The organism is Lysinibacillus macroides, from assembly GCF_001281525.1.
In the GTDB taxonomy this organism is placed as follows: domain Bacteria; phylum Bacillota; class Bacilli; order Bacillales_A; family Planococcaceae; genus Lysinibacillus; species Lysinibacillus macroides.
Map to the genome: position 1 here is coordinate 600,987 of NZ_LGCI01000005.1, position 19,879 is coordinate 620,865.

A 19,879-nucleotide genomic window follows, 5' to 3' on the forward strand; every position below is an offset into this window, starting at 1 on the left:
TTTTTTCTTATTTATCTTATTGTAAAGTGGCATTTCCAATAAGATGGTCTACCAAAAATATTGCTAAAAGATACAAGGAGTGAGAAGAAACGATGACAATCATTTCATTACAGCATGTAACGAAAGATTATGGACATGGACGAGGAATTTTCAATGTTTCATTTAACGTGGAAAAAGGTACTGTGTATGGTTTTTTAGGGCCAAATGGGGCATGTATATGTAGACAAATTTGCGAAGAAGGAAAACCAAGTCAGCAAATCACATGACTTGGTTTTTCATTGTCATGAACTGCTTCTTGTTTTGTTGAATAAATTCCAACATGTATTGATGTTGGTCTGCAAAATTAAATTGAATTGTAATTTCATTATTTTCATGAATGTAAATCGTATCAATCAACTCAACCAACAAACCTCGGTCAAGTGTTTGGATATTTTGATATTTCAAAAATATTTGGAGATAGGGATGATTCACGCCGATTCCTTTTTGAATAGTGGACATTTCTGTTTCTAAGTTAGCCATAACTTGTGTCACTTCATCTGCTTTCTGTTCAAATTTTGCTTTCATTCGCAAGTATTCAACTTTTGTAATATCTCCACATTTCCAGTCTATATATAGATTATCTGTAACGGCTGTTATTTTTTCTAATTCCTGTTGTTTAACCTTGTATAACTGTTCTAATTGTTTCGATTTTGTCCGAATGATAGGCTGTTTGTTAATGGCTTTAATGATGGTTGCCATATCATCAATAAGTGCTATTTGTGCTTGAATCGCTCGTAACACCGTTTCTGTGATGCTCTCTGTACTCATACTGTGTCGTGTGCATTTCTCTTTATGTTTAATCGCATAGGTAGAGCAAACATAGTAGGCATATTCCTTCAATCCCGACTTTGTTTGTCTGCGATAGGACTTCCTTGTCATGCCCATCCCACAGTCTGGACAACGAAGGAAGCCAGAAAAAAGATGCACTTTCTTTTCAGATGGTGCGGTACGAGTATCTCGTTTTTGTAAACTTTGTGCTTTTTCAAACAAAGCCATCTCAATAATCGGGTCATGTGTGTTTTCTACTACAAACCATTCATCTTTTGGTGGCGTGATTTTATCATGAATTTTATAACTAATTACACGTTGTTGACCCTGTACCATTGTCCCGATATACATTTTATTGATTAAAATACGACCAATTGTGCCAATACTCCACATGCCATCATTTTTAGCATCATTGGGTGTTCGATGATTAAACCCTCTTTGCTGTTTATATTGAGAGGGTGTCGGAACGCCTAACTCATTTAAATGTTTGACAATCCCAGATTTACTCATCCCATCATAAACGAACCAATGGTAAATATTACGGACAACTTGTGCGGCTTTTTCATCAATGATGAGGTGATTTTTATTTTCAGGATTCTTTTTATAGCCGTAAGGCGCAAATGCGCCAATAAATTCACCATTTCGGCGCTTTGTGTCAAAAGTACGGCGAATATCGTTTGATATACGAGCAGCGTAACGGTCATTTAATAGTCCTGCCATTGGCACTTCTAATCCCTGTACGACCTCTGGATTTATATAGGTGTCAATAGCTGGGTCGCCTATGCTAATAAAGCGCACATTGTAGAGAGGGAATATTCTTTCTAAAAAATAGCCTTGGTCAGAATAATTTCGAAAAGCTCTCGCAAGCGTCTTACAAATAATACAGTCCACTTTACCTGTTTCAATATCTCGTATCATCCGTTGAAAATCTATTCGCTCGTAATCTGTCGTACCTGATTGTCCATCATCTATATAGTAGTCAACAAGTACATACTCACCAATGAAGGTATGGTCAAGGTACTCTTGAATGATTTTACGTTGATTCGTGACACTTAAACTTTCGTCATGTCCATCATCTTTAGATAAGCGAATGTAAATAGCAATCTTCCATATTTTTTGACGTGGCTTCTGAACTTTTGTATTTTTTCTAATGCGTGCCATGTTCTTCCAATCCTCTATAATCACATCTTTATTATATCATTTATTGGACATAATTTCAGTGATGATAGCTTGAGAAATAGTGTTTTAGTTGCGTAGACAAGGCGTTTCCATCCTCTAAAAAACGCACATGAACGGTCACATTTCCACATAAGAATTGGTAAGGGTTTTGGATGTCTTGAAGATATTTTTCTAATCGCTCCAATGCAGGTAAATCATGCCGAATTTGGATATGTCGTATGTCTACAAGGTCTTGTGTTGATTGAGTTGTTTTTTCTTGTTGCATTGCTTGTTCAAGTCCTTTTAACGCTACCATGTTCCTTCCTCCTTACATGTACCATTGTAAGCAATTAAAAATCAGATGGCTGCTGGTACAGCTCCACAGGTATTTCAACCTCTGCAAGTATTTCTTCCAGCCCTACTCATTGCCTGTGACGCTTTGAACGCTCGGACGGTGACTGTAGGGGCGTATCATTATCTTATGGATGGGTGATGGCTCACAATCTACCATGATTGTGTAAGACAAAGTAAAGTTCGCTCGTTCCATTTAGGAAGTCGTGGCGTACTTGTCAGGTGGCTAACCATTCATAAAACGTATCTGATTTTTTGTTATTCTGCATGATGTTTTCTTTCATGCTTTCTTTGTCAAAGAGCAAAACTTAATAAGCCTTTAAAGTGAAAGGGGAGGTGCTAACTATTTCCATTTAAATTTTGAAACCTAAAATAGATTCCATTAGTTTTGAGTGCAAATAGTCACGCATGTCCTCGTCAATACCCCAATAAGTATTGCCTCGTTCATCCCTAAGTTTTCGCATTGATAAACTCGATATATAGCCATTATAATGCTCTATAACAGCTTGCATGGCTTCGGATTCTCCTTTTGTTGCAGCTACAATGACTGGATAAGGTAATAAACCACGTTCATCATTAGTCATCGCATTCATGAGTACGCACCTCCAAAAATTGTTTTAACAGCTTGAACGAGCTTGTTCGTCTATACTGAACTGTACTGCGTGAAATTTGAAGTAATTGCCCAATTTCTACGTCAGATAGTTGAAGGAAATAGTATAGAACAACAACAATACGCTTATTATCAGGGAGAGTAAGCAAGGCATCTTCAAGTAACTTGGCAGTAATTTTCTTGCCAGCCACTTGAAAAGTTTGTGTGTCCTCATTTTCCTCATAATTATCTACTGTATAAAGCTGGTTTTCTTCTTGGCGGGTGAGGTTAGAAAAGGTAGTTTCTTGTGATTGCTGTTTGCGCCTTTGATAATAAGTATTGATAGTTGCATTCTTCAATACTCGTTTACAAAAGCCATTAAACGCACATCGCACTTGCCACTCTGTACGAATAGATTCCATGCGCTCACCTCCCTCCGCTATTGCAAAGGTGTCGGTGATTTCCCCTTTCATAACCTTCAACAATTATTTCTCTGAAATGCCGAAAATAGGATTAATATTTTAAAAAATAATAAATAGGATACAAAAATTCCGAACAAAATATAGGTAGTTAGATATAAAATTTAGTATTCTAATATATACTAATTACACACCTGATTTAGTGATAATTTCTTTTTACAGTATGAAATTAAAAAAGTCTGTTTCATGTGATTACTGTTTGCGTCTATGATAATAAGTATTGATTGCTTCATGTTTCAATACTTTTTTACAAAAGCTATTAAACACGCAATGTATTTGCCATTCAGTACGAATAAGTTTCATACACTCGACTCTCCCTACTATTGCAAATATATCATTGATTTCTTTTTTATTTTCACCACAATAATACATATAAATCCAAATTTTATCCTATATTGACAATGACTACAGCATAATAGTAATATTATAACTATAGCATTGTAGTATAGGAAGTAGGTGAATAATTTGCCAAAATTTCAAAGTTTGACTGATACAGAGATGGAAGTAATGCAAATCATTTGGAAACTGAATCGTTCTGTACAATCAAGTGAATTGTTGACTATTTTTTCAGAAAAAGGTTGGAAAGGACAAACTATTGCTACCTTTTTATCAAGATTAGTAGATAAAGGTTTATTGTCTGTAACAAAAGGAAAAGGGCGTGCAAATATTTATAATCCACGTTTATCCTTTAAAGAATATAAAAAATGGGAAGCTCAAAGTTTATTGGACACAATGTATCAAGGGTCTGTGAAAACCTTTTTAGCAACACTTTACGATGAGAAGGTAACTACTGAAGAATTAGATGAACTGAAAAAATGGTTTTCAGATAAGTAGGTGTATAGATGAATGAGTGGCTAAATTTTATGATTACTTTATCAGTTGCTGGCAGTTGTGTTTCTATATTTGCATACAGTATTACCGTTATTTCAAGAGAAATATTTACCGCAAAATGGCATTACAGGAACAGGAAATTAGCCCTTTCCTTCTTCCTGTTACCTTTCTTTTTAATTGCAGAAGTAGCTCTCTTGTTTAAAAAAGATAATCAGCTCATGCAATTAAATTCGCTACCTTTTATACAACAAAATACAATCTTATTGACAGAAGCTTTTGTGCAAATGGTATTTATTATCTGGTTGACAGGTGTATTTATAACAAGTATATGGTTCTTGTTTGTGTATCAAAAATTATATCGAGAGTTGCGAAGAAACTGTGTGGCAGTCCCTAAAGAACATAAAGTATGGGGAATTTTAGCACAGCTACAAAATGATATGAATGTGAAGCGAGAGATTAACCTTGTTTATTGTCAAGCGAATATTAGCCCCTTTTTAGTAGGAGTGTTCAAATCAACGATTGTGCTGCCCATATATGCAATTCAAAATGATGAGTTAACAATGATTCTTAAACATGAATTAATACATGATAAGAAAAAAGACTTATGGATGAAAAGAGCAGGAATTCTAGCAAGAATTCTTCATTGGTACAATCCACTGATTTATTTTTTACAAAAAGAATTAACAAAGTGGTGTGAGCTTTCATGTGATGAGGACGTTGTGCTAAAAATGTCTCATACAGAGAGAAAAATGTATGGCGAAATGATTTTAAATATGATGCAACGTGCAAATCAACAGCCAAATTCACCCTTTTCAGTTTCTCTTTTTACCAAAGGACAAATGAAGTTAAAAAAGCGATTAATAAGGATATTAGAAGCACAACAGGTAAGCAAGTCGATTGTTATTACAGCTATTACACTATTTTTAGTTTTTGGAAGTGTTGGGATTGTCAGTGCTACATTCGTATACAAAAATATACAATCTATTTCGGAAAATAAAAATATGGAAATACAATTAGAATATGTTGATATTGATAAAAGAGAAATAGATAAGAATAGCTCAAAGACAATTTCTGTTAAATTGTCAGATAAGTCTAAATTTTCCGAAGAAGAGTGGTCGAAAATTTTGAAACAAATTGAAAATAATGAAGTAATTTTGGAAGAGAAATAAAATAAGAAGTTCTGTATTTATACTTTTTATACAGAACTTCTCACTTAACTATGTGTATATAGTTAGATATTTCCTTAATTTTTAAAGTAATTTTTTTCTCTAAAAGTAATTATTTTAAAAATAATATATATTTTTCATTTTAAATTGATAAATAATGAAGGGAGGTGATAAGAAATGGTAAAGAGAAGTTTGGTAGCAATGTTTAGTTTAGCTTTGATAGTATTGTTAGGTCATAGTGCTGTAAGTGCTACAGAGATTTCAGTAACTGATTTAGAGGATGTTAATTCAGCAATAGAGCTTGTTGAGGCAAAAGGTGACCTCATAAAAGAAGAAGGTTTTAAAGGAATAACACCCTTTTTAAGTGTACAAGTATATTCTTCTTCTTTAGGAGTAAATCAATATGTTAAGTCAAATACATCTTACTCTGTAAAAAAAGGTGATGCAATAAACATTACGAATCTAACATGGAATCCAACAGGACAACAAGTTCAAGTAGGGCTTATTCATGCAACTACAGGTGCTCAATATTGGTCAGGTAATTTTTCTGGAGGAAGTATGAGTAGCGGTTATATCTCTGTACCTTCTACTGGAAATTATTATCTTGCTATTGGTACGCCATCTACAAACACTATGAATATTAATGTTAGTGGATTATTTAGTTTTTAAATAATTAGTAATTTGAAAAATAATTTAATTGAAAAGGAGAATCTTATTATGAAAAAATTAGTTTCATTTTTCTCAATTTTTGCATTGTTCTTAGTATTGTTTGTGCCACAAAACGCATCGGCAGCAACTACTTACAGCGCTGGTGCAAGTTCACCATCTACTATTTATGCTTATAGCCTCAATACTTGGTCTGGACAAGGTTTCTGGGATTTAAGAAATGTAAGCTCTATTCCTGACACAGCCGTTGTGACAGCAGCTAAATTAAATTGGAGTATTTGTACAACTTGTGGTATGTCTTATGATACAACGGTTGTTGGTCTATTTAAGCAAGATGGGTCTGGCTATCAGATGGATTCAGGTTTTTACAATTATAATTTTGGTGGTCAACCTGTTAAACAAAATTGGTTTGCTAGTTTTAAATCATCAAAATTCAACGGCTCAGGTTATATACGACCTGTTTTAACATTATTATGGGAAGATTCTACAAGTTTAACATCTGGTACACTTATGTTAAGTGATTCTCCTAGTGATGGTCTTACTGGGCAAGCTAATGTTGTTGAAAGCGAAGAATTAATATATGAACTAGTGGAGGAGTAATTGATGAAAGTTACTTTTAACGCAATTAACAATTTGGGAACAGTTTCTACATTTCAAACACAGCAAAGTAAACAACCTTTTAATATCGAAGCAAATGAAATAGATGCTAAACAAGCGAAAGTCGAAGCATCACGTGAAAAATATGCAGAATTTGTACAATCTTGTAATGCCATTTATCAGGGAGCAACACCCACTCAACTTATGGATAAACAGACAAATTCTATCAATATTACTAGCGGTGTGTACTATCATTTAGGCTCAGTCAATGGGAAACCCCTTAATGGCACAGCTTTAACTGGTGGTGGCTTTAATTCTAACTTTAGCCCAATGATACAATGGACAGGAGTTGGTACAAAGGTTACACCCGAACAAGAAGCCGCTTTTAGAATACACCAGTCCTATTCACAAGTTGAACGTCAAGAAGCAAATGAGCTTGTGGCTGTCTTTATGAGCCTTTCTCGGTTAGCGGAAGGAAAAAAATCTGTGGCTAGTATGAATGATGATGTAATGTTTAAACAACACTTCCCTAAGTTTGCAGAAGGAGTAGGACTTGACTTAAGTAAGCCTTTCACTATTAACGGCAAGTCATTTATGTATTCAAAAGGAGTATTACAGGCAGTAAATAACGAAGTGTAGTTGATAAATTGCTGGGGCATAAATATATGTTCCAGCTTTAACGTTATGCTTATCAAGCAAATACTTTTATGGGAAGATTCAGCAAGTGCAAAATCTGGTACAATCTTGCTAAATGAATCATCTGATGAGATTTTTATTGAAATAGAAGATTTAGGAGAGGAATAATTTATGGAGGTAAAACCAATTTCATTTAAAAATCTAGGAGCTATTGCTAGTTTTCAAGTACACCAGAATCAAAAGCCTTTTCAAATGGAAGAAATGAAAACATATTATAAACAAGATAAAATTGAAGCAACACGTAAAAGTTATGCTGAATTAGTACAATCCTATAACAATATTCGTAGAGAAATAAATCCAACGAAATTCGTTAATGAGCAAACCAATTCTATTGATATTACGAATGGTGTGTACTATCATCTAGGCTTAGTAAATGGAAAACCTCTGAATGGGACACTTTTAACTGGTGGCGGCTTTAATTCAAATTTCAGTCCTATGATATGGGATAATCCAAACTCTAATGTTGTAACACAAGAGCAACGAGAAGCCCTTAAAATACATCGTTCATATTCACAAGTTGAACGTCAAGAAGCCAATGAACTTGTGGCTGTCTTTATGAGCCTTTCTCGGTTAGCTGAAGGAAAAAAATCTGTGGATAGTATGAATAATGATGCTATGTTTATGCAACATTTCCCTAAATTCGCTAAAGGGATAGGGCTTGATTTAGGTCAACCGTTTACTATCAATGGAAAATCGTTTACTTATTTGCAAGGAACATTGCAAATGACAGATACAGAAGATTAACCGATAAATCAGCTTTATATGGATATTAAATAATCAGAGCTATCATCAATAGTCAATCAGATTTACTATTAATGATAGCTCTAAGTTGTGGTATGACTTATGATACAACGAACATTGCTCTATTTAAACAGAATGGTTCTGGTTATCAGATGGATTCAGATTTTACAATTCTAATTTTGCTGGTCAACCTGTAAGACAAAAATTGGCTAGTTTCAAATCATCAAAATTCAACAGCTCATGTTATATACAACCTGTTTTAACTATATTATGGGAAGATTCTACGAGTGCGAAATCTGGTTCGTTTATGTTAAATGAATCACCTAATGGAATTCTTGTTGATAAAGATAGCCTTGTTGAAAAGCAAGAAGTAACGTTGGTTAATTTAAAGGAGGAATAACCGATGACAGTTATAGTGAATTCAATACAGAATCTAGGTTGGGTTGCTAATTCTCAAACCAATCAAACCTCTCAATCCTTTAAAATAGGAGAAGGTGAAATAGATTCTAAAAAAGCGGAGATTGAAACCTCACGTAAAGAATATGCAGAATTCATACAATCTAGCAGTTCTATTTATCAAGGGGCAACTCCAACTCAACTTGTCAACAAACAAACAAATTCTATTAATATTGTAGCAGGTGTTTACTATAATTTAGGAACAGTAAATGGAAAACCTTTGAATGGTACGCCTTTAGCAAGCGGAGGGTTCAACTCGAATTTTAGCCCTAAAATATGGAAAGTGCCAGGTTCGTCCATTGTAACACCAGAGCAAGAAGCGGCACTCAAAATGCGACAATCCTACTCGCTACCTGAACGTCAAGAAGCCAATGAACTTGTGGCTGTCTTTATGAGCCTTTCTCGGTTAGCTGAAGGAAAAAAATCTGTGGATAGTATGAATAATGATGCTATGTTTATGCAACATTTCCCTAAATTTGCTAAAGGGATAGGGCTTGATTTAAGCCAACCGTTTACTATTAATGGTAAATCATTCACTTATTCACAAGGAACATTGCAAACGACATCTATAGAAGATTGACAAATAAATATGTTATACATGACAAGTATTAAAATTAACTAAAGGTAATAGTTTAGTATCCATACTAGATATTAAAAATAATTAATCAGACAAGGAGATACAGCAAAATGAATAAGAAAATTCTTAAAGCAGTTGTCTTATCATCAATGTTAATTTCCAGTGCCGTAATCCCATTTGGAACAAGTGCAAGTGCAAATACAAATTTAATTGAGGTAGAACAGAGTGAAAGCTGGAAACTTCCTGTTTTCGATAGTATTAAAAATTATTTAGACATTAAAGTTGAAAATGGTTTTACAGAACTTCAAGGGTATGAAATTGGAAAAGTATTAGCACTTAAAGATAGAACAGAAAAAGAAAATAAATATTATGTTTCAGTGGTGGATAAAAATAAAGAAACTCTTGGGTATGCTGTTTTAGATGGTAGTAATAACTATGAAGTTATTGAATTTGGTCTGGGAAAAGAAGAGCCTTTAAAAGATGCTAATCACAATATCTCTTATTATGGTCCATTGTCCTATGCTGAAAATATCGGAAACGGAAAAGTGAAAGATTTACTATTAAATCAAGAGTTTGATAAAGCAACTTTGATTAACGAAATAAATGAGGTGGAACAACCTACAGATGAATACCAAGTTTCGCCTGCTACTATCATAAATTATGCATATAAATACATTAGTGGCGTTCCTGATTACCAACAGTCCAGTATTACAACAATGATAAATACTTGTGTGCCAGTTTCTGCTGCAAATATTATAATGTATTGGGATGCAAACGGTTATCCTAATATGGTTTCAACAAATAATTGGATTAATGTTGCAAATAGAATAGCACAAATCATGCTTCATACTAATGTTAATGGAGTATTGCCACAGTATGTAACGCCGGGAATGAGAGTCTATTTCGATGAGCATGGTTATACAGGCTTTGGTGTAACTCGTGATACATCTCCTACTTTTAGTGAAGCTCAAACTATTGTCAACGCTGGTCATCCGTCTCTTTTAGGATTAGCTAATTACACAGTTATTAGCCCTAATGCTACTGGTAAGCATATGGTTACACTTGTAGGTTTTGAAACTTATTATGACACATCAACACAAAAGTGGTCTCAACAAGTTATTGTTCATGATAATTGGGATTCGACAGGAACTCAAGTATGGTTGAAATGGTCTAGCTTACCAGTTACGGATATTTGGGAAATATCTAATTAAAGGGTAATTGTTGAAAACTAAAATGCGCTAACAGTCAATTTTCATCATATTGATTGTTAGCGCATTTTTAGTATGTAGTTTGTATCAATTCGTTAATCGTGTTGTTTTCCATAGAGTTCCTTTGCTTTCTTTTGTAATTCTTCGTTACTCTCTTCCACTCCCTTTTTATCTGCAAGGTTGAATATACCTGAGTAGGCACTTGATACGCCCTTAGAACCGACTATTTCTCCTTCATATTCATATATATACGCTGTATAATTTTTACCTTCAAGGTCTTTTTCATTTAATTGATAATTTGTTACAGTCAATTCTTTTCCGATATACTGCTCCATGAAAGTTATATTAGCAGCTCTATCAAGTTTGAGAATTTCTGGTGGAATATCACCTATTATGATTTGTTCGCTCGAATGAAATGATTCAATTGTCCATCCTAAATCTTCTATATAAACAAGATGTTCTTTATCAATATTTTCATTGGTACAGGCAACTAGGATAAATGTAAAACTTAAAATAATCATTAGTTTTTTAATAAAATATCCCTCCCTTGTAATTAAAAAACTTCTTAATAATTACTCTATTATAACAAAATAGCGGAATATAGACAAATTCTCAGCTATAAATCTGAGAGGGAAAATGGAATTTTGCTTTTTATTTTAAGAAGTATTTTGATTTCTTTCGCCACTGTAAATTCGGCAGTCCAACTAAGAAAAGGAACATGTCAGATTCTACATAACACGTCCTTTTCTTAGTTTCTTTCACTACATGACAATGACAAGAACCATCAAAATTTTTTGTAAGCAGGCTATCGCCACAAAAATTGTTGAAAGAGCAGCATAAAGCTGCTCCTTTTTTATGGTTGTTCATTTTCGTTTTCTTCAATGATTTCCAATAAGTCGCTAATTTCGCAATTGAGTGCTTTGCATAATGCGCCTAATGTGTCACGTTGATATTGTTTGGATTCATCATTGTACATTTTACGAACGGTTTCAAAGTTTACTCCTGATAGTTCAGCACATTTTCTGATTGAAATTCCTTTGTCCTCTAAAATACTTTTTAAGTTTGATTTAGCTCTCATTCCCATGTTCTCACCTCACTTTTATTGTATCAAAAATAGTCATGAATTAACGGTAAAATATAGTTGACTATAAAATGAAGTCAGTGTTATGATTATGACAGTGAAATGCAGTCGTTTTAAAAAGCTACTAAAGGGAGGGAACAATATGCCAATAATCATTAGTACAGAGATAAATGGGTTTCATGAGATAAGAGGTACTTATAATAAGCAAGCAAAAACAATCACCATTGAAAGCCTAGTTGTCTTATCTATAGGTAGATTAATAGAACTAGGGAAGGTGACTTTAACAAAAGAGGAAATGATGATGGTGTTAAAATTTTTTTATGATAGTGAGGATATAGAGCTGTCATAAGGATTAAGATGGGCTGGGCAGGAGAAAAAATATAAAAAGGGCAACCAGTTGAGGTCGCCCTTTTTTGTGTGGACAGCCATCTAATAAATTGAACGGCGATGCTCAATATCTAAAACTAAGCAAATAATGAATATTTATATTTCATTAATAAAAAATTGAAAACACCTCACAAGTACAATGTGTAGCGCTTGTTAGGTGTTTTTTAGTGAATCACATTACAACATAAATGGTTGTTATACCGCCGCTTTAAGCAGAAGAAGATAGTTAAATTTCTGATTCTTCAAAGAAAAAGAGGGTGAGTTCTATGCAAAGAAATTAGTTCTAATTTGTTCGATTCTGGAAGCCATACCTCCCATATTTGTAAGTATGTTTATTGGAATTTGTTGCTGATATGAAGATTTTGCTTTAGCTTTAACAGCGTTGTTGTTTCCAACTTGTGTCTTATCTATTACTTTATCTTGTTTCAATGTAGAATTTGCTATGGCATCAATAAGAATGTTAGTTGAGGACGAGATAGAACCGTCACTTGTTAAACCAATGCTATTTATTAGTTGCTTCTGTACAGTGGATAAATTATTGTCCTTATCTAATTTAGTTTCAAGAAGATTTAGAAAACCATTCTCACTGTACAGGTCTAATATACTTACTTTAGGTTCTTTTAATAACGACTGTCTTTGTATATCAGATAAGTTTTTTATATTTGAACTATTAAAAAGAGTATCTGTTAATACATTTTTGAAGGCAGTTTTTTGTTCTTCTGATAAATTTAATTTTTTGTTTTCAGACAATTCTTGAAGGAGTTTTTGTGTGAAAAGTATATTTTCTGTAGAAAGAGAATTTACATTCAATGTTATCATACTTCCTTTCTTGAGATATTCATATCTTCTTCTATGAATATTATCGTCAATTATTAGAGATATTTACTGTATAATTTGCAAAAATTAAAAACATTTAACAAATACAATGTGTAGCGCTTGTTAGGTGTTTTTTCGTGTATCACATCACAATATAAATGGTTGTAACCAAATGTATTTATTTCACAATCATCCAATTTACATCTTTCTCTAAAATTAATTCATATTGTGATAGTTGTGTGGCTTTTGTGATTTCATCTAAATACTTGACTGTTACCCACACATGCACTTGCTGTCCAGACTGTTGATAAATCGGATTGAGAAGTGTTGAAAATAGATACTTTTTACCAATGGGTGGTAAGGCATTATTTTGTACATAATAAGCGAGTTCTTTTTCAGTTGCAACTGGATAAAAGGCAAAGAACGTTTCTAAAAATTCAGTGACTTCCTTTATTATATTAGAATCCACCGAACCGTTATTTTCAGGCTTTTTCGGTATATAGGCTGATTTTTTGGGTGAATCCCATAACGTAGGGTTTTTTATTAGGACAACATTGCCATCTGCATCTTGATAAAGGTAAATGCGATAGGTTGATTGTACCCATCTTATCTCTTTATCTTCTGTAATTTTTTGTTTTAGTGAATACACAACCGCAAAATGATTGTCTTGTTCTGCCGTTATAGACCAAATGTTGATGTCCTCTACACTAGAGCTAGTTGGAATATCAGCTCGAATGGTATCGGCATTTAACATTTGCAATTCTTCTGTCAAATAGTTGTTAATTTTGTCTGCTCGGTACGCAATGGCTTCTTTATTATTTTGCCATGTGTAATAGTCTTTCACAAAGTTTTTTGTAAAGCTCTCTATTGTGTGGGTGTCAATAATGCTTGTTTCAATCACTTTTGTTTCGTGTATGGTGTGTTTATCAATGGCAGTAAAGTTTTTGTAAATACCAAAAGCGAGGCTACTAATTAATAGTAGCCATAGCACCAGCACTGTTTTTTTACGTGTACCAATCGCCATCACTTTTCTTTTCTTCGACTTTTTTGCTTGTCCTTTTTTGTTAAATAGCTTCATAGTATCAAATCCTTTCTATCGTTTAATTCGTCCAGCACCGATTAAATGCTTTTGCCAATAAGGTGAGGTTAAATCATCGTAACCAATTGGGTCGCCTGCGTTATACATTTGATTATTTCCAAGGTAAATACCTACATGAGTTACATATGTTCCTGCATCGTATGTTGAGTGGAAAAAGACCAAATCGCCTGCTTTTGCTTGTGCTAGTGGAATATGTTCAGTGGCATCATATTGTTGTTGTGCTGTTCTTGGTAAGTGGATGTCTGCCTTGCGATAGCTCCATTGTGTTAATCCACTGCAATCAAAAGAGGTAGTTGGGTTATCACCGCCAAATACATAGCGCCATCCCTCATATTTTAGTGCCTCATTCATGACAAGCTGAACGAGTTCATTATCAAATTGAATGGGGGTAGTGAAGTATTGACGGACTAACTGGACGTAAAACATATTGCCATAACGGTAACGCCAGCCCCCATTTTGCTGTACAGCGATGGGGTTTGAATAGGTTACTTTGATACCGTTTGCTCGTTCTTTTGCAAAATCTTCCGCTAGTTTAAAGCTGTATTGCTTGCCTCGGTTAGCTACATAACCAATAAAACCACCGCCATAGTTATAGGCTTGAATGACCGTATCATCATCCACACCATAGCGCTTTGCCGATTGTAATAAGTCGGCAAAGTATCGAACACCTTGCTGAATCGAGGCTTCTGTATCTAACGTGTTTGGTGGAAGCCCCAATGATTCGCTTGATTGCATGACATCGGGTAAGCGACCTCCACTTTCAACCTCGATAATGGCAAGGAGAATCGAAACATATTCACTAATGCCATACTCCTGTGCATATTTTTCAACCATTGCTTGATGCTGTAAGGTATCTGCTGATACCGACAGCGTACTTCCATCACTAAACGATTTATAAGAAGGTGCATCATCTGAAATAAAAATTGCCACAAAAGCCAGTAGCCCCATAAAAGCTGAACATCCTACGCCTCCAAGAATGAGTGTTATTTTCCATTTTAAAATTTTCATAAGCGATACCTTCTTACAGTGTGCTTCGGCTGTTTGATAAGTCGTTTTTTCCGTTTTATCGGTGGTCGAGGTGTAGGTGAATTTTCTGCTTGCTTCTTGGATGGCATCGACTGTGCTTTAGTAATGGGTTGGGCAGACTTTGCTTTATAGGCTTTCGGCTGTGACTTATGTTCTCTCTTTGAAATACGAGGCTGTGGTTGGCTTGTTTGCGTTTGTTGAATCATTCTTGTTTCATTTGACAGATGAGGTTGTGGTGATTGTTTTAATCGTTGGACAACCTGTGAACGCAATTTTATTGGTGGTCGGCTCTGTGTGTGTTGTGAATGGTCAGCTACTTGTTTATCCGTCAGCACAGGTCTAGCTTCTTGTTTGAGTTGATGAGCAAACTGTCGGCGTAGTTTTGGCTGTGATGGCTGCGCTGTTTTGGCTGTAGGAACTGCCATTTGTGATGATGTAGCCTGTTGAGTAGCTATCTTTTTATCAGACATCGCAGGTCTTTCATGATTAGGTGTAGCAGACGTTTTGCGCTTTCCTTCTAATGCACGGCGCTTTTCAGCTATACTTTGACGATGGTTCGCTGTGCGTTCTTCATTCGCTTGTTGGCGTTGTTCCTGTGCTTGCATGATGCCTCGTTTAAAATGGTGAGCAGGTTGTACCAATTGCTCTTTTCCTTGTACGATGGCATATTGAGCCGTTGTTGGCAGGTCATATAGCTGTTCTTTGCGGTATTGAATGTTTGCACGGATGCGATTTTTCATATCGAATACTTTGCTTGTCATTTGTCCTGCTTTATAGCTAAATGGAGCAGAAGCTTGTTCACTATTTTTTTGCTTGTTCTGTTTCACTGGCTGACGCTGTGCGTGTGTACCTTTAGTCTTATTACCTTTATTCGAATAAGTTGTGCTAGCCGTAGCCCCTGTCAACATGCGCCTCATAGAGCGAGGCAATTTTCGACTATTACGGCGTAAGAGTTGATATGGACGGTTTAGCACTTTGCGACTGATATGCTGTGAATCATTACTTTGCAAACTAAACATACTCATGATGTCACCAAGCTTCATGTAAATGCCTGCGAAAGTGACAACTTGCAAAAAGGCGACTAAGAAAAACGGATAGCTTGTTGTTAAAGTATAAAGCATCGCTGAAATGCTAAAGGCAACGGTAATGATTAATGTAATGCCTGCTCGAAGCATGATAACGTTAAAGAGCTTTAGTATAGCTTGCTTTGCCATGCCTTCAAAGGTTGGCATCATGGAAAGTAAAAAGCTAATCGGCAGAAACATCGCAAAAATGATAAAGAGAATTTGCGAGAAAATCATAATGCCTGATAATAAGAACACAAATATAGAAATACCAATGTTAAATAGGAACAAAAAGAAAACCATCCCTAAACGATTGGTCGTTTTCGTGATGGTCAAATTTTTATTATCATAGGTTTCAATATCTGCTTTCACGGCTTCTTCTCGGTCTTTGCCGTTATTGGTATCGGGGCTAATCGCTACCAAGCTATCCACTCGACTTTCTCCAATCGTTTCCTTCGATGAATCACCAAACTGTAATAATAACCAAGGTTGTTCGACTTGAATGGCAAACAAGTTATTGCGTATCATATCGACACTATCTTTTCCTCGGCTTTCTGAACTCGGCATTAAAATTTTTGTGCCTAAATCAAGTGCCGCCTCACTAATATCTGCGGAAAATTCATTGATTTTCGTGATATACAAGGGAGCGTAAGCAATAAAAGAAGCGGATAAAATGAACACTACGAGAAAATTCATGATAGCTCGAATCGCTCTTGTCGTTTCTCGCTTCATCAAGCCTGTATAGGTCACATAAATACCGATAATTAAAATAAAGAGGAGTAAAAACCCAACATAAAAGCCTGTACTACTAAAGCCACTTGCCGTAATACCTGCAAGTATTTGAATATTATTTCCGATAGCATCCGCAGTTTCAGAGATAAAATCAAGCGAGTAAGACTGTTGAATTAAATAGCCTGTTGCGTTGGATAAATAGAGGCTAATCATCCAAATAAAATTCGTCATCGTATACAGCGCATACATCACTTGTTTGCCAATGCCATCTGTCCAATTCCAAGGCAGCCATTCCCACGTTGTATCCACATAAAAATCAAGTTGGTAATGGTCGAGTGGATATTGCGAATAGAGATTATCGGGTGCTACGGTGTTATCCACTAAGCCAGCCGCACGAGCGATTGACCCTAGTAAAAAGAGCAATAGAAAAACGGTAGCACCGAGTAGCACTACCGTTAGAGCAACTTTTTTCCATTTGTTTTGTGTCACGATGGTTCACCTCTCTTTGTCGGTGGTCGGGTATCAAAGGCATGGAATATATCCTCAAAAACAGGATGTATTTGAATCGTTCCGACACGTCCATACAAATCTTGAATTAAACATTGCCCATTTTCCAGTCCTCGAAGTCGCTTTTGGTTCGCTTCATTGTCGGGATTTACACCGAAAAATTGAAGGGTCTTTTTGATTTCATTGGTATCTGTTGAACGGAAAGCAAATTTTAAGCCGATATTATTTTTCATTTTTTCATCCGTTAAATCATCGGCATTTTGAGTAACGAAGTAAACTCCTGCATTCATGGAACGCCCAGCACGAACTAATTTATTGGACAATGTTTTACCTTGCGCCACTTGCAAAAAGCTCCACGCCTCATCTAAATCCACCATTTTAAAAATGCTTCTATCCGAGTGAATAAAGTCGAGCGCAAAGGTAGAGATAACAATTAACATGGCAACACTTAATAGCTCCATTGTGGTATATTCTTCAAAGCGAGTTTCAGCATCGGGTAACACTAAATCTGCCACTTGAATGATATTGAGCTGTTTCTCTAAACTGATGGAGTTTTTCACTGTGCCATCTGAAAAGAGCAAGTGGGCAAAATCATAATCAATAAAACTTTCAATATGTTCTGCGATGCTTGCAGCTATTGGATTCGGGTCACTTCGTAATTCATGAATGACGAGTAGTAAGCCACTTTCTTCCTGTTGCGTGACGGTGCGGATTGCCTTACGCAAAATTGGGAACTTTTCGCCATCCCGACTAGAGATACCTGTTAAAAAAGTGAGAATATCAATTGCCAAGCTCTCGGAATCTTTCTTGTTATGCATAATAGCGTAGGGGTCAAGTAAGCCCTTATTGCGTTCATCACTGGTTAAATTGACAATATTAATTTCGTGGGCAATTTCAGGTAAGGTTTCTTTCCAATTGCCACGTTCCGCCTTGGGGTCAACCACCAGCGCTTGACCACCGAATAAAACGGCATAGTAGACCAGTAAGTTATTGGCGAAGGATTTACCACCCCCAAGCGAGCCTAAAAATGCTGCCGCAAGCGCATTGGTTACAGAACCTTTGACTCCTTGACTGGCAAGGCTAGGGTTTAGGTACACATTGCGTCCTGTTTCTAAGTTGTAACCAATATAAATCCCTTCTGTTTCACCCAACATCTGTGTTGCCCCGAAGCCTAACCCTGCTAAAAAGTCAGAGGTCACATACTGAATATAGTCATTCATATAGCGTTTACTCGCAGGAAGAAATTCTGTGTGTAAGCCGAACATATCCCCAAATGGACGCACCAATTTAACGTTTAAATCATCGTAAAAGTCTTTTACCTCATCACAACGCCGTTTCAGCTCATCGAGACTTGATGCCGCTACTCGTACCACATAGCTTAATTTATACATCGCTTCTTTACTTTTATCTAAAATATCCTCTAATTCTGTGACTTGTTCGAGTGCATCCACTACATTTGACCCTGTTTCATTGTTGGATTCCCACGCATGATTATCCAAGTCTTTCAATTCTTTTTTCTTATTGCGAACGGTAGATAATGCTTTCTTGTTCGTGACAAATTCGACATTCATCGAAGTCGAGATAGGGAAGGTGAATTGTTGTTGTTGATAATAAAAGATTTCGTCAGAAGGAAAGTCCAATTCACCTACAATTGAGTTGATAGTAAAATAAGCAACATAGGTCGTTTGTTCCTCTCGTTCAATTTTTAAATAGCGTTGGTTTTCCTCTATTAAACAGCGAGTGGGCTTGATAATGTCATAACGCTTGACCAATGTTTCTGCCTTTAATTTTTCAAGTGGTAGTGGGTAATCATAATCTTCATAGGCAATGCCTGCTTGTCCGTAAATATGTTCAATCAGATAACCAAAATCATTTTTATCTAGTGGACGAATCTTAAAGCGTCTAGCTATTTTGTTTTGTAGAAAGGATTCCATCTTTTGAAAACGTTCTACTTCTGCATGAGGCATAGAAACAAAGTCACCCATCAATTGATGATTCACGTCACGAATAAAACTCGAAAGGGATGTGCCAATTGCTTTTCCAATAGACTTCATATTGATTTCTTGCTCGTTCAAGAGCAACTTAAAGCCAATAAAAAAGCGATAGTCCACTTGGTTTTCACCGAGCATGGAAACTAACGCTTCTGTTTGATGGTCAATTCGTTCATAGGCAACCTCTTGTAATCGACCAGCCACCAATTCCTTACTGCGTTCTTGCACCGCACGAATACTGCTATCCATACTAATTTGTAGGGCATGAATTTTGCCGTCTTGATTCTGTGCAATCAACTGGCGAAAATGGTCATGCACTTGCATTTTTTCATCTTCTGATAAAAAAGAATAATTGTAGGGGAGCAGTTCATAATAGGCAAAGCATTCTCCATCATGGTTAAAGACCAGATTGTTTTCGATATATTTAATCGGATAGCGCATGGATTTCACTCCTTACAGTCGTAATTGCTTCATTTACTTTTACACGTTTCAATCGCACGGTCTTGCCTGCATAGGTGACTTTCGGACGTAAAAAGTAGGTCACAGCCGACTTTAAAAATCCATAGGGCTTCTTGCCGTCAAATGTTTTTTTACTCATAAACCATGTCAAGCCAACAGGAATCCCAACATACTTCAATAGCGCTCCTTCAATCAAAGACAAAGGTGGTACATTACTTAGGAGCATAACGGCAAAAAGGGAAAGTACAAACCATGTCATTTGTGTAAACGTGACAGGGAACGGTAAACGAAAATCATTAATGGCATAAATGACTTTTTCGATTGACCATATACTGGTGTAGCTTTTTAATTTTTTCATGATGTTCTCATCCTCTCATTAAAAATAGCAGCCTGTA

General features: G+C 35.7%; 21 protein-coding genes and 1 pseudogene. 10 read left to right on the forward strand and 12 right to left on the reverse strand.

Translation table 11 applies throughout. From position 1 onward, the window contains the following. Positions 1 to 92: 92 nt before the first annotated feature. Positions 93 to 266 (forward strand): P-loop NTPase family protein, encoded by a 174-nt coding sequence (locus ADM90_RS24210; RefSeq protein WP_235473333.1) that lies wholly within the window; start codon positions 93 to 95, stop codon positions 264 to 266. Here the strand turns inward: ADM90_RS24210 and ADM90_RS05740 are convergent. The 4 genes from ADM90_RS05740 to ADM90_RS05755 form a co-directional block, all read right to left on the reverse strand. Then, positions 259 to 1,968 (reverse strand): recombinase family protein, encoded by a 1,710-nt coding sequence (locus ADM90_RS05740; protein ID WP_053994069.1) that lies wholly within the window; start codon positions 1,966 to 1,968, stop codon positions 259 to 261. The genes ADM90_RS24210 and ADM90_RS05740 overlap by 8 nt on opposite strands. A gap of 55 nt (positions 1,969 to 2,023) precedes the next feature. After that, positions 2,024 to 2,281 carry a DUF6870 family protein gene (locus ADM90_RS05745; RefSeq protein ID WP_053994070.1) on the reverse strand — a complete coding sequence of 86 codons (258 nt, stop codon included), beginning with the start codon at positions 2,279 to 2,281 and terminating at the stop codon, positions 2,024 to 2,026. A gap of 388 nt (positions 2,282 to 2,669) precedes the next feature. Continuing rightward, complete coding sequence (locus ADM90_RS05750; RefSeq protein ID WP_053994071.1) at positions 2,670 to 2,909, reverse strand: helix-turn-helix domain-containing protein; 240 nt, start codon at positions 2,907 to 2,909, stop codon at positions 2,670 to 2,672. After that, complete coding sequence (locus ADM90_RS05755; protein ID WP_053994072.1) at positions 2,893 to 3,327, reverse strand: RNA polymerase sigma factor; 435 nt, start codon at positions 3,325 to 3,327, stop codon at positions 2,893 to 2,895. Before ADM90_RS05755 ends, ADM90_RS05750 begins: the two co-directional genes overlap by 17 nt. Positions 3,328 to 3,840: 513 nt before the next feature. On the opposite strand from ADM90_RS05755, the gene ADM90_RS05760 reads away from it, so the two are divergent. From ADM90_RS05760 to ADM90_RS05795, 8 genes are all read left to right on the forward strand, one after another. Next, a complete protein-coding gene (locus ADM90_RS05760) occupies positions 3,841 to 4,218 on the forward strand; it encodes a BlaI/MecI/CopY family transcriptional regulator (protein WP_412176975.1) in 378 nt (125 codons plus the stop codon). Positions 4,219 to 4,226: 8 nt separating this feature from the next. Further along, positions 4,227 to 5,384, forward strand: coding sequence for a M56 family metallopeptidase (locus tag ADM90_RS05765; RefSeq protein WP_053994074.1), 1,158 nt, complete (start codon positions 4,227 to 4,229; stop codon positions 5,382 to 5,384). A 174-nt stretch (positions 5,385 to 5,558) separates the two neighbouring features. Continuing rightward, positions 5,559 to 6,050, forward strand: a complete 492-nt coding sequence (locus ADM90_RS05770) for a hypothetical protein (RefSeq protein ID WP_053994075.1) — start codon at positions 5,559 to 5,561, stop codon at positions 6,048 to 6,050. 48 nt (positions 6,051 to 6,098) lie between these two features. Next, positions 6,099 to 6,647, forward strand: coding sequence for a hypothetical protein (locus ADM90_RS05775; protein ID WP_053994076.1), 549 nt, complete (start codon positions 6,099 to 6,101; stop codon positions 6,645 to 6,647). A gap of 3 nt (positions 6,648 to 6,650) precedes the next feature. Beyond that, positions 6,651 to 7,283, forward strand: coding sequence for a hypothetical protein (locus tag ADM90_RS05780; protein ID WP_016994538.1), 633 nt, complete (start codon positions 6,651 to 6,653; stop codon positions 7,281 to 7,283). 168 nt (positions 7,284 to 7,451) lie between these two features. Further along, positions 7,452 to 8,084, forward strand: a complete 633-nt coding sequence (locus ADM90_RS05785) for a hypothetical protein (RefSeq protein WP_053994077.1) — start codon at positions 7,452 to 7,454, stop codon at positions 8,082 to 8,084. Positions 8,085 to 8,484: 400 nt separating this feature from the next. Then, complete coding sequence (locus tag ADM90_RS05790; protein WP_053994078.1) at positions 8,485 to 9,117, forward strand: hypothetical protein; 633 nt, start codon at positions 8,485 to 8,487, stop codon at positions 9,115 to 9,117. Positions 9,118 to 9,224: 107 nt separating this feature from the next. Next, positions 9,225 to 10,325, forward strand: coding sequence for a C39 family peptidase (locus tag ADM90_RS05795; RefSeq protein WP_053994079.1), 1,101 nt, complete (start codon positions 9,225 to 9,227; stop codon positions 10,323 to 10,325). Between the two features lie 92 nt (positions 10,326 to 10,417). Here ADM90_RS05795 and ADM90_RS05800 read toward each other — a convergent pair whose 3' ends face one another. Both ADM90_RS05800 and ADM90_RS05805 read right to left on the reverse strand, forming a co-directional pair. Next, on the reverse strand, positions 10,418 to 10,843 hold the full coding sequence (locus ADM90_RS05800) for a hypothetical protein (protein ID WP_053994080.1): 426 nt from the start codon (positions 10,841 to 10,843) through the stop codon (positions 10,418 to 10,420). A 332-nt stretch (positions 10,844 to 11,175) separates the two neighbouring features. After that, the gene (locus ADM90_RS05805; RefSeq protein WP_235473335.1) at positions 11,176 to 11,406 is read right to left on the reverse strand and encodes a helix-turn-helix domain-containing protein; all 231 of its coding nucleotides are present in this window, start codon (positions 11,404 to 11,406) and stop codon (positions 11,176 to 11,178) included. Between the two features lie 139 nt (positions 11,407 to 11,545). Here ADM90_RS05805 and ADM90_RS05810 point away from each other — a divergent pair, with 139 nt between their 5' ends. Further along, the gene (locus tag ADM90_RS05810; RefSeq protein WP_053994081.1) at positions 11,546 to 11,752 is read left to right on the forward strand and encodes a hypothetical protein; all 207 of its coding nucleotides are present in this window, start codon (positions 11,546 to 11,548) and stop codon (positions 11,750 to 11,752) included. Positions 11,753 to 12,054: 302 nt separating this feature from the next. Here the strand turns inward: ADM90_RS05810 and ADM90_RS05815 are convergent, their stop codons facing one another. The 6 genes and pseudogenes from ADM90_RS05815 to ADM90_RS05840 all read right to left on the reverse strand — a co-directional run bounded on the left by ADM90_RS05815 (position 12,055) and on the right by ADM90_RS05840 (position 19,842). Continuing rightward, complete coding sequence (locus ADM90_RS05815) at positions 12,055 to 12,600, reverse strand: hypothetical protein (protein WP_053994082.1); 546 nt, start codon at positions 12,598 to 12,600, stop codon at positions 12,055 to 12,057. Between the two features lie 184 nt (positions 12,601 to 12,784). Further along, positions 12,785 to 13,684, reverse strand: coding sequence for a conjugal transfer protein (locus ADM90_RS05820; protein ID WP_053994083.1), 900 nt, complete (start codon positions 13,682 to 13,684; stop codon positions 12,785 to 12,787). 15 nt (positions 13,685 to 13,699) lie between these two features. Beyond that, a complete protein-coding gene (locus tag ADM90_RS05825) occupies positions 13,700 to 14,713 on the reverse strand; it encodes a bifunctional lytic transglycosylase/C40 family peptidase (protein ID WP_083448468.1) in 1,014 nt (337 codons plus the stop codon). 353 nt (positions 14,714 to 15,066) lie between these two features. Further along, positions 15,067 to 17,016, reverse strand: a pseudogene (locus ADM90_RS05830) (CD3337/EF1877 family mobilome membrane protein); the annotation flags it as partial. Further along, positions 17,013 to 19,466: a conjugal transfer ATPase TcpF gene (gene tcpF, locus ADM90_RS05835; RefSeq protein WP_053994085.1), complete on the reverse strand. Its 2,454-nt coding sequence runs from the start codon at positions 19,464 to 19,466 to the stop codon at positions 17,013 to 17,015. The pseudogene ADM90_RS05830 and the gene tcpF, both read right to left, overlap by 4 nt. After that, positions 19,450 to 19,842 (reverse strand): conjugal transfer protein, encoded by a 393-nt coding sequence (locus ADM90_RS05840; RefSeq protein WP_053994086.1) that lies wholly within the window; start codon positions 19,840 to 19,842, stop codon positions 19,450 to 19,452. The genes tcpF and ADM90_RS05840 overlap by 17 nt, the downstream gene beginning before the upstream one ends. Positions 19,843 to 19,879 lie beyond the last annotated feature (37 nt).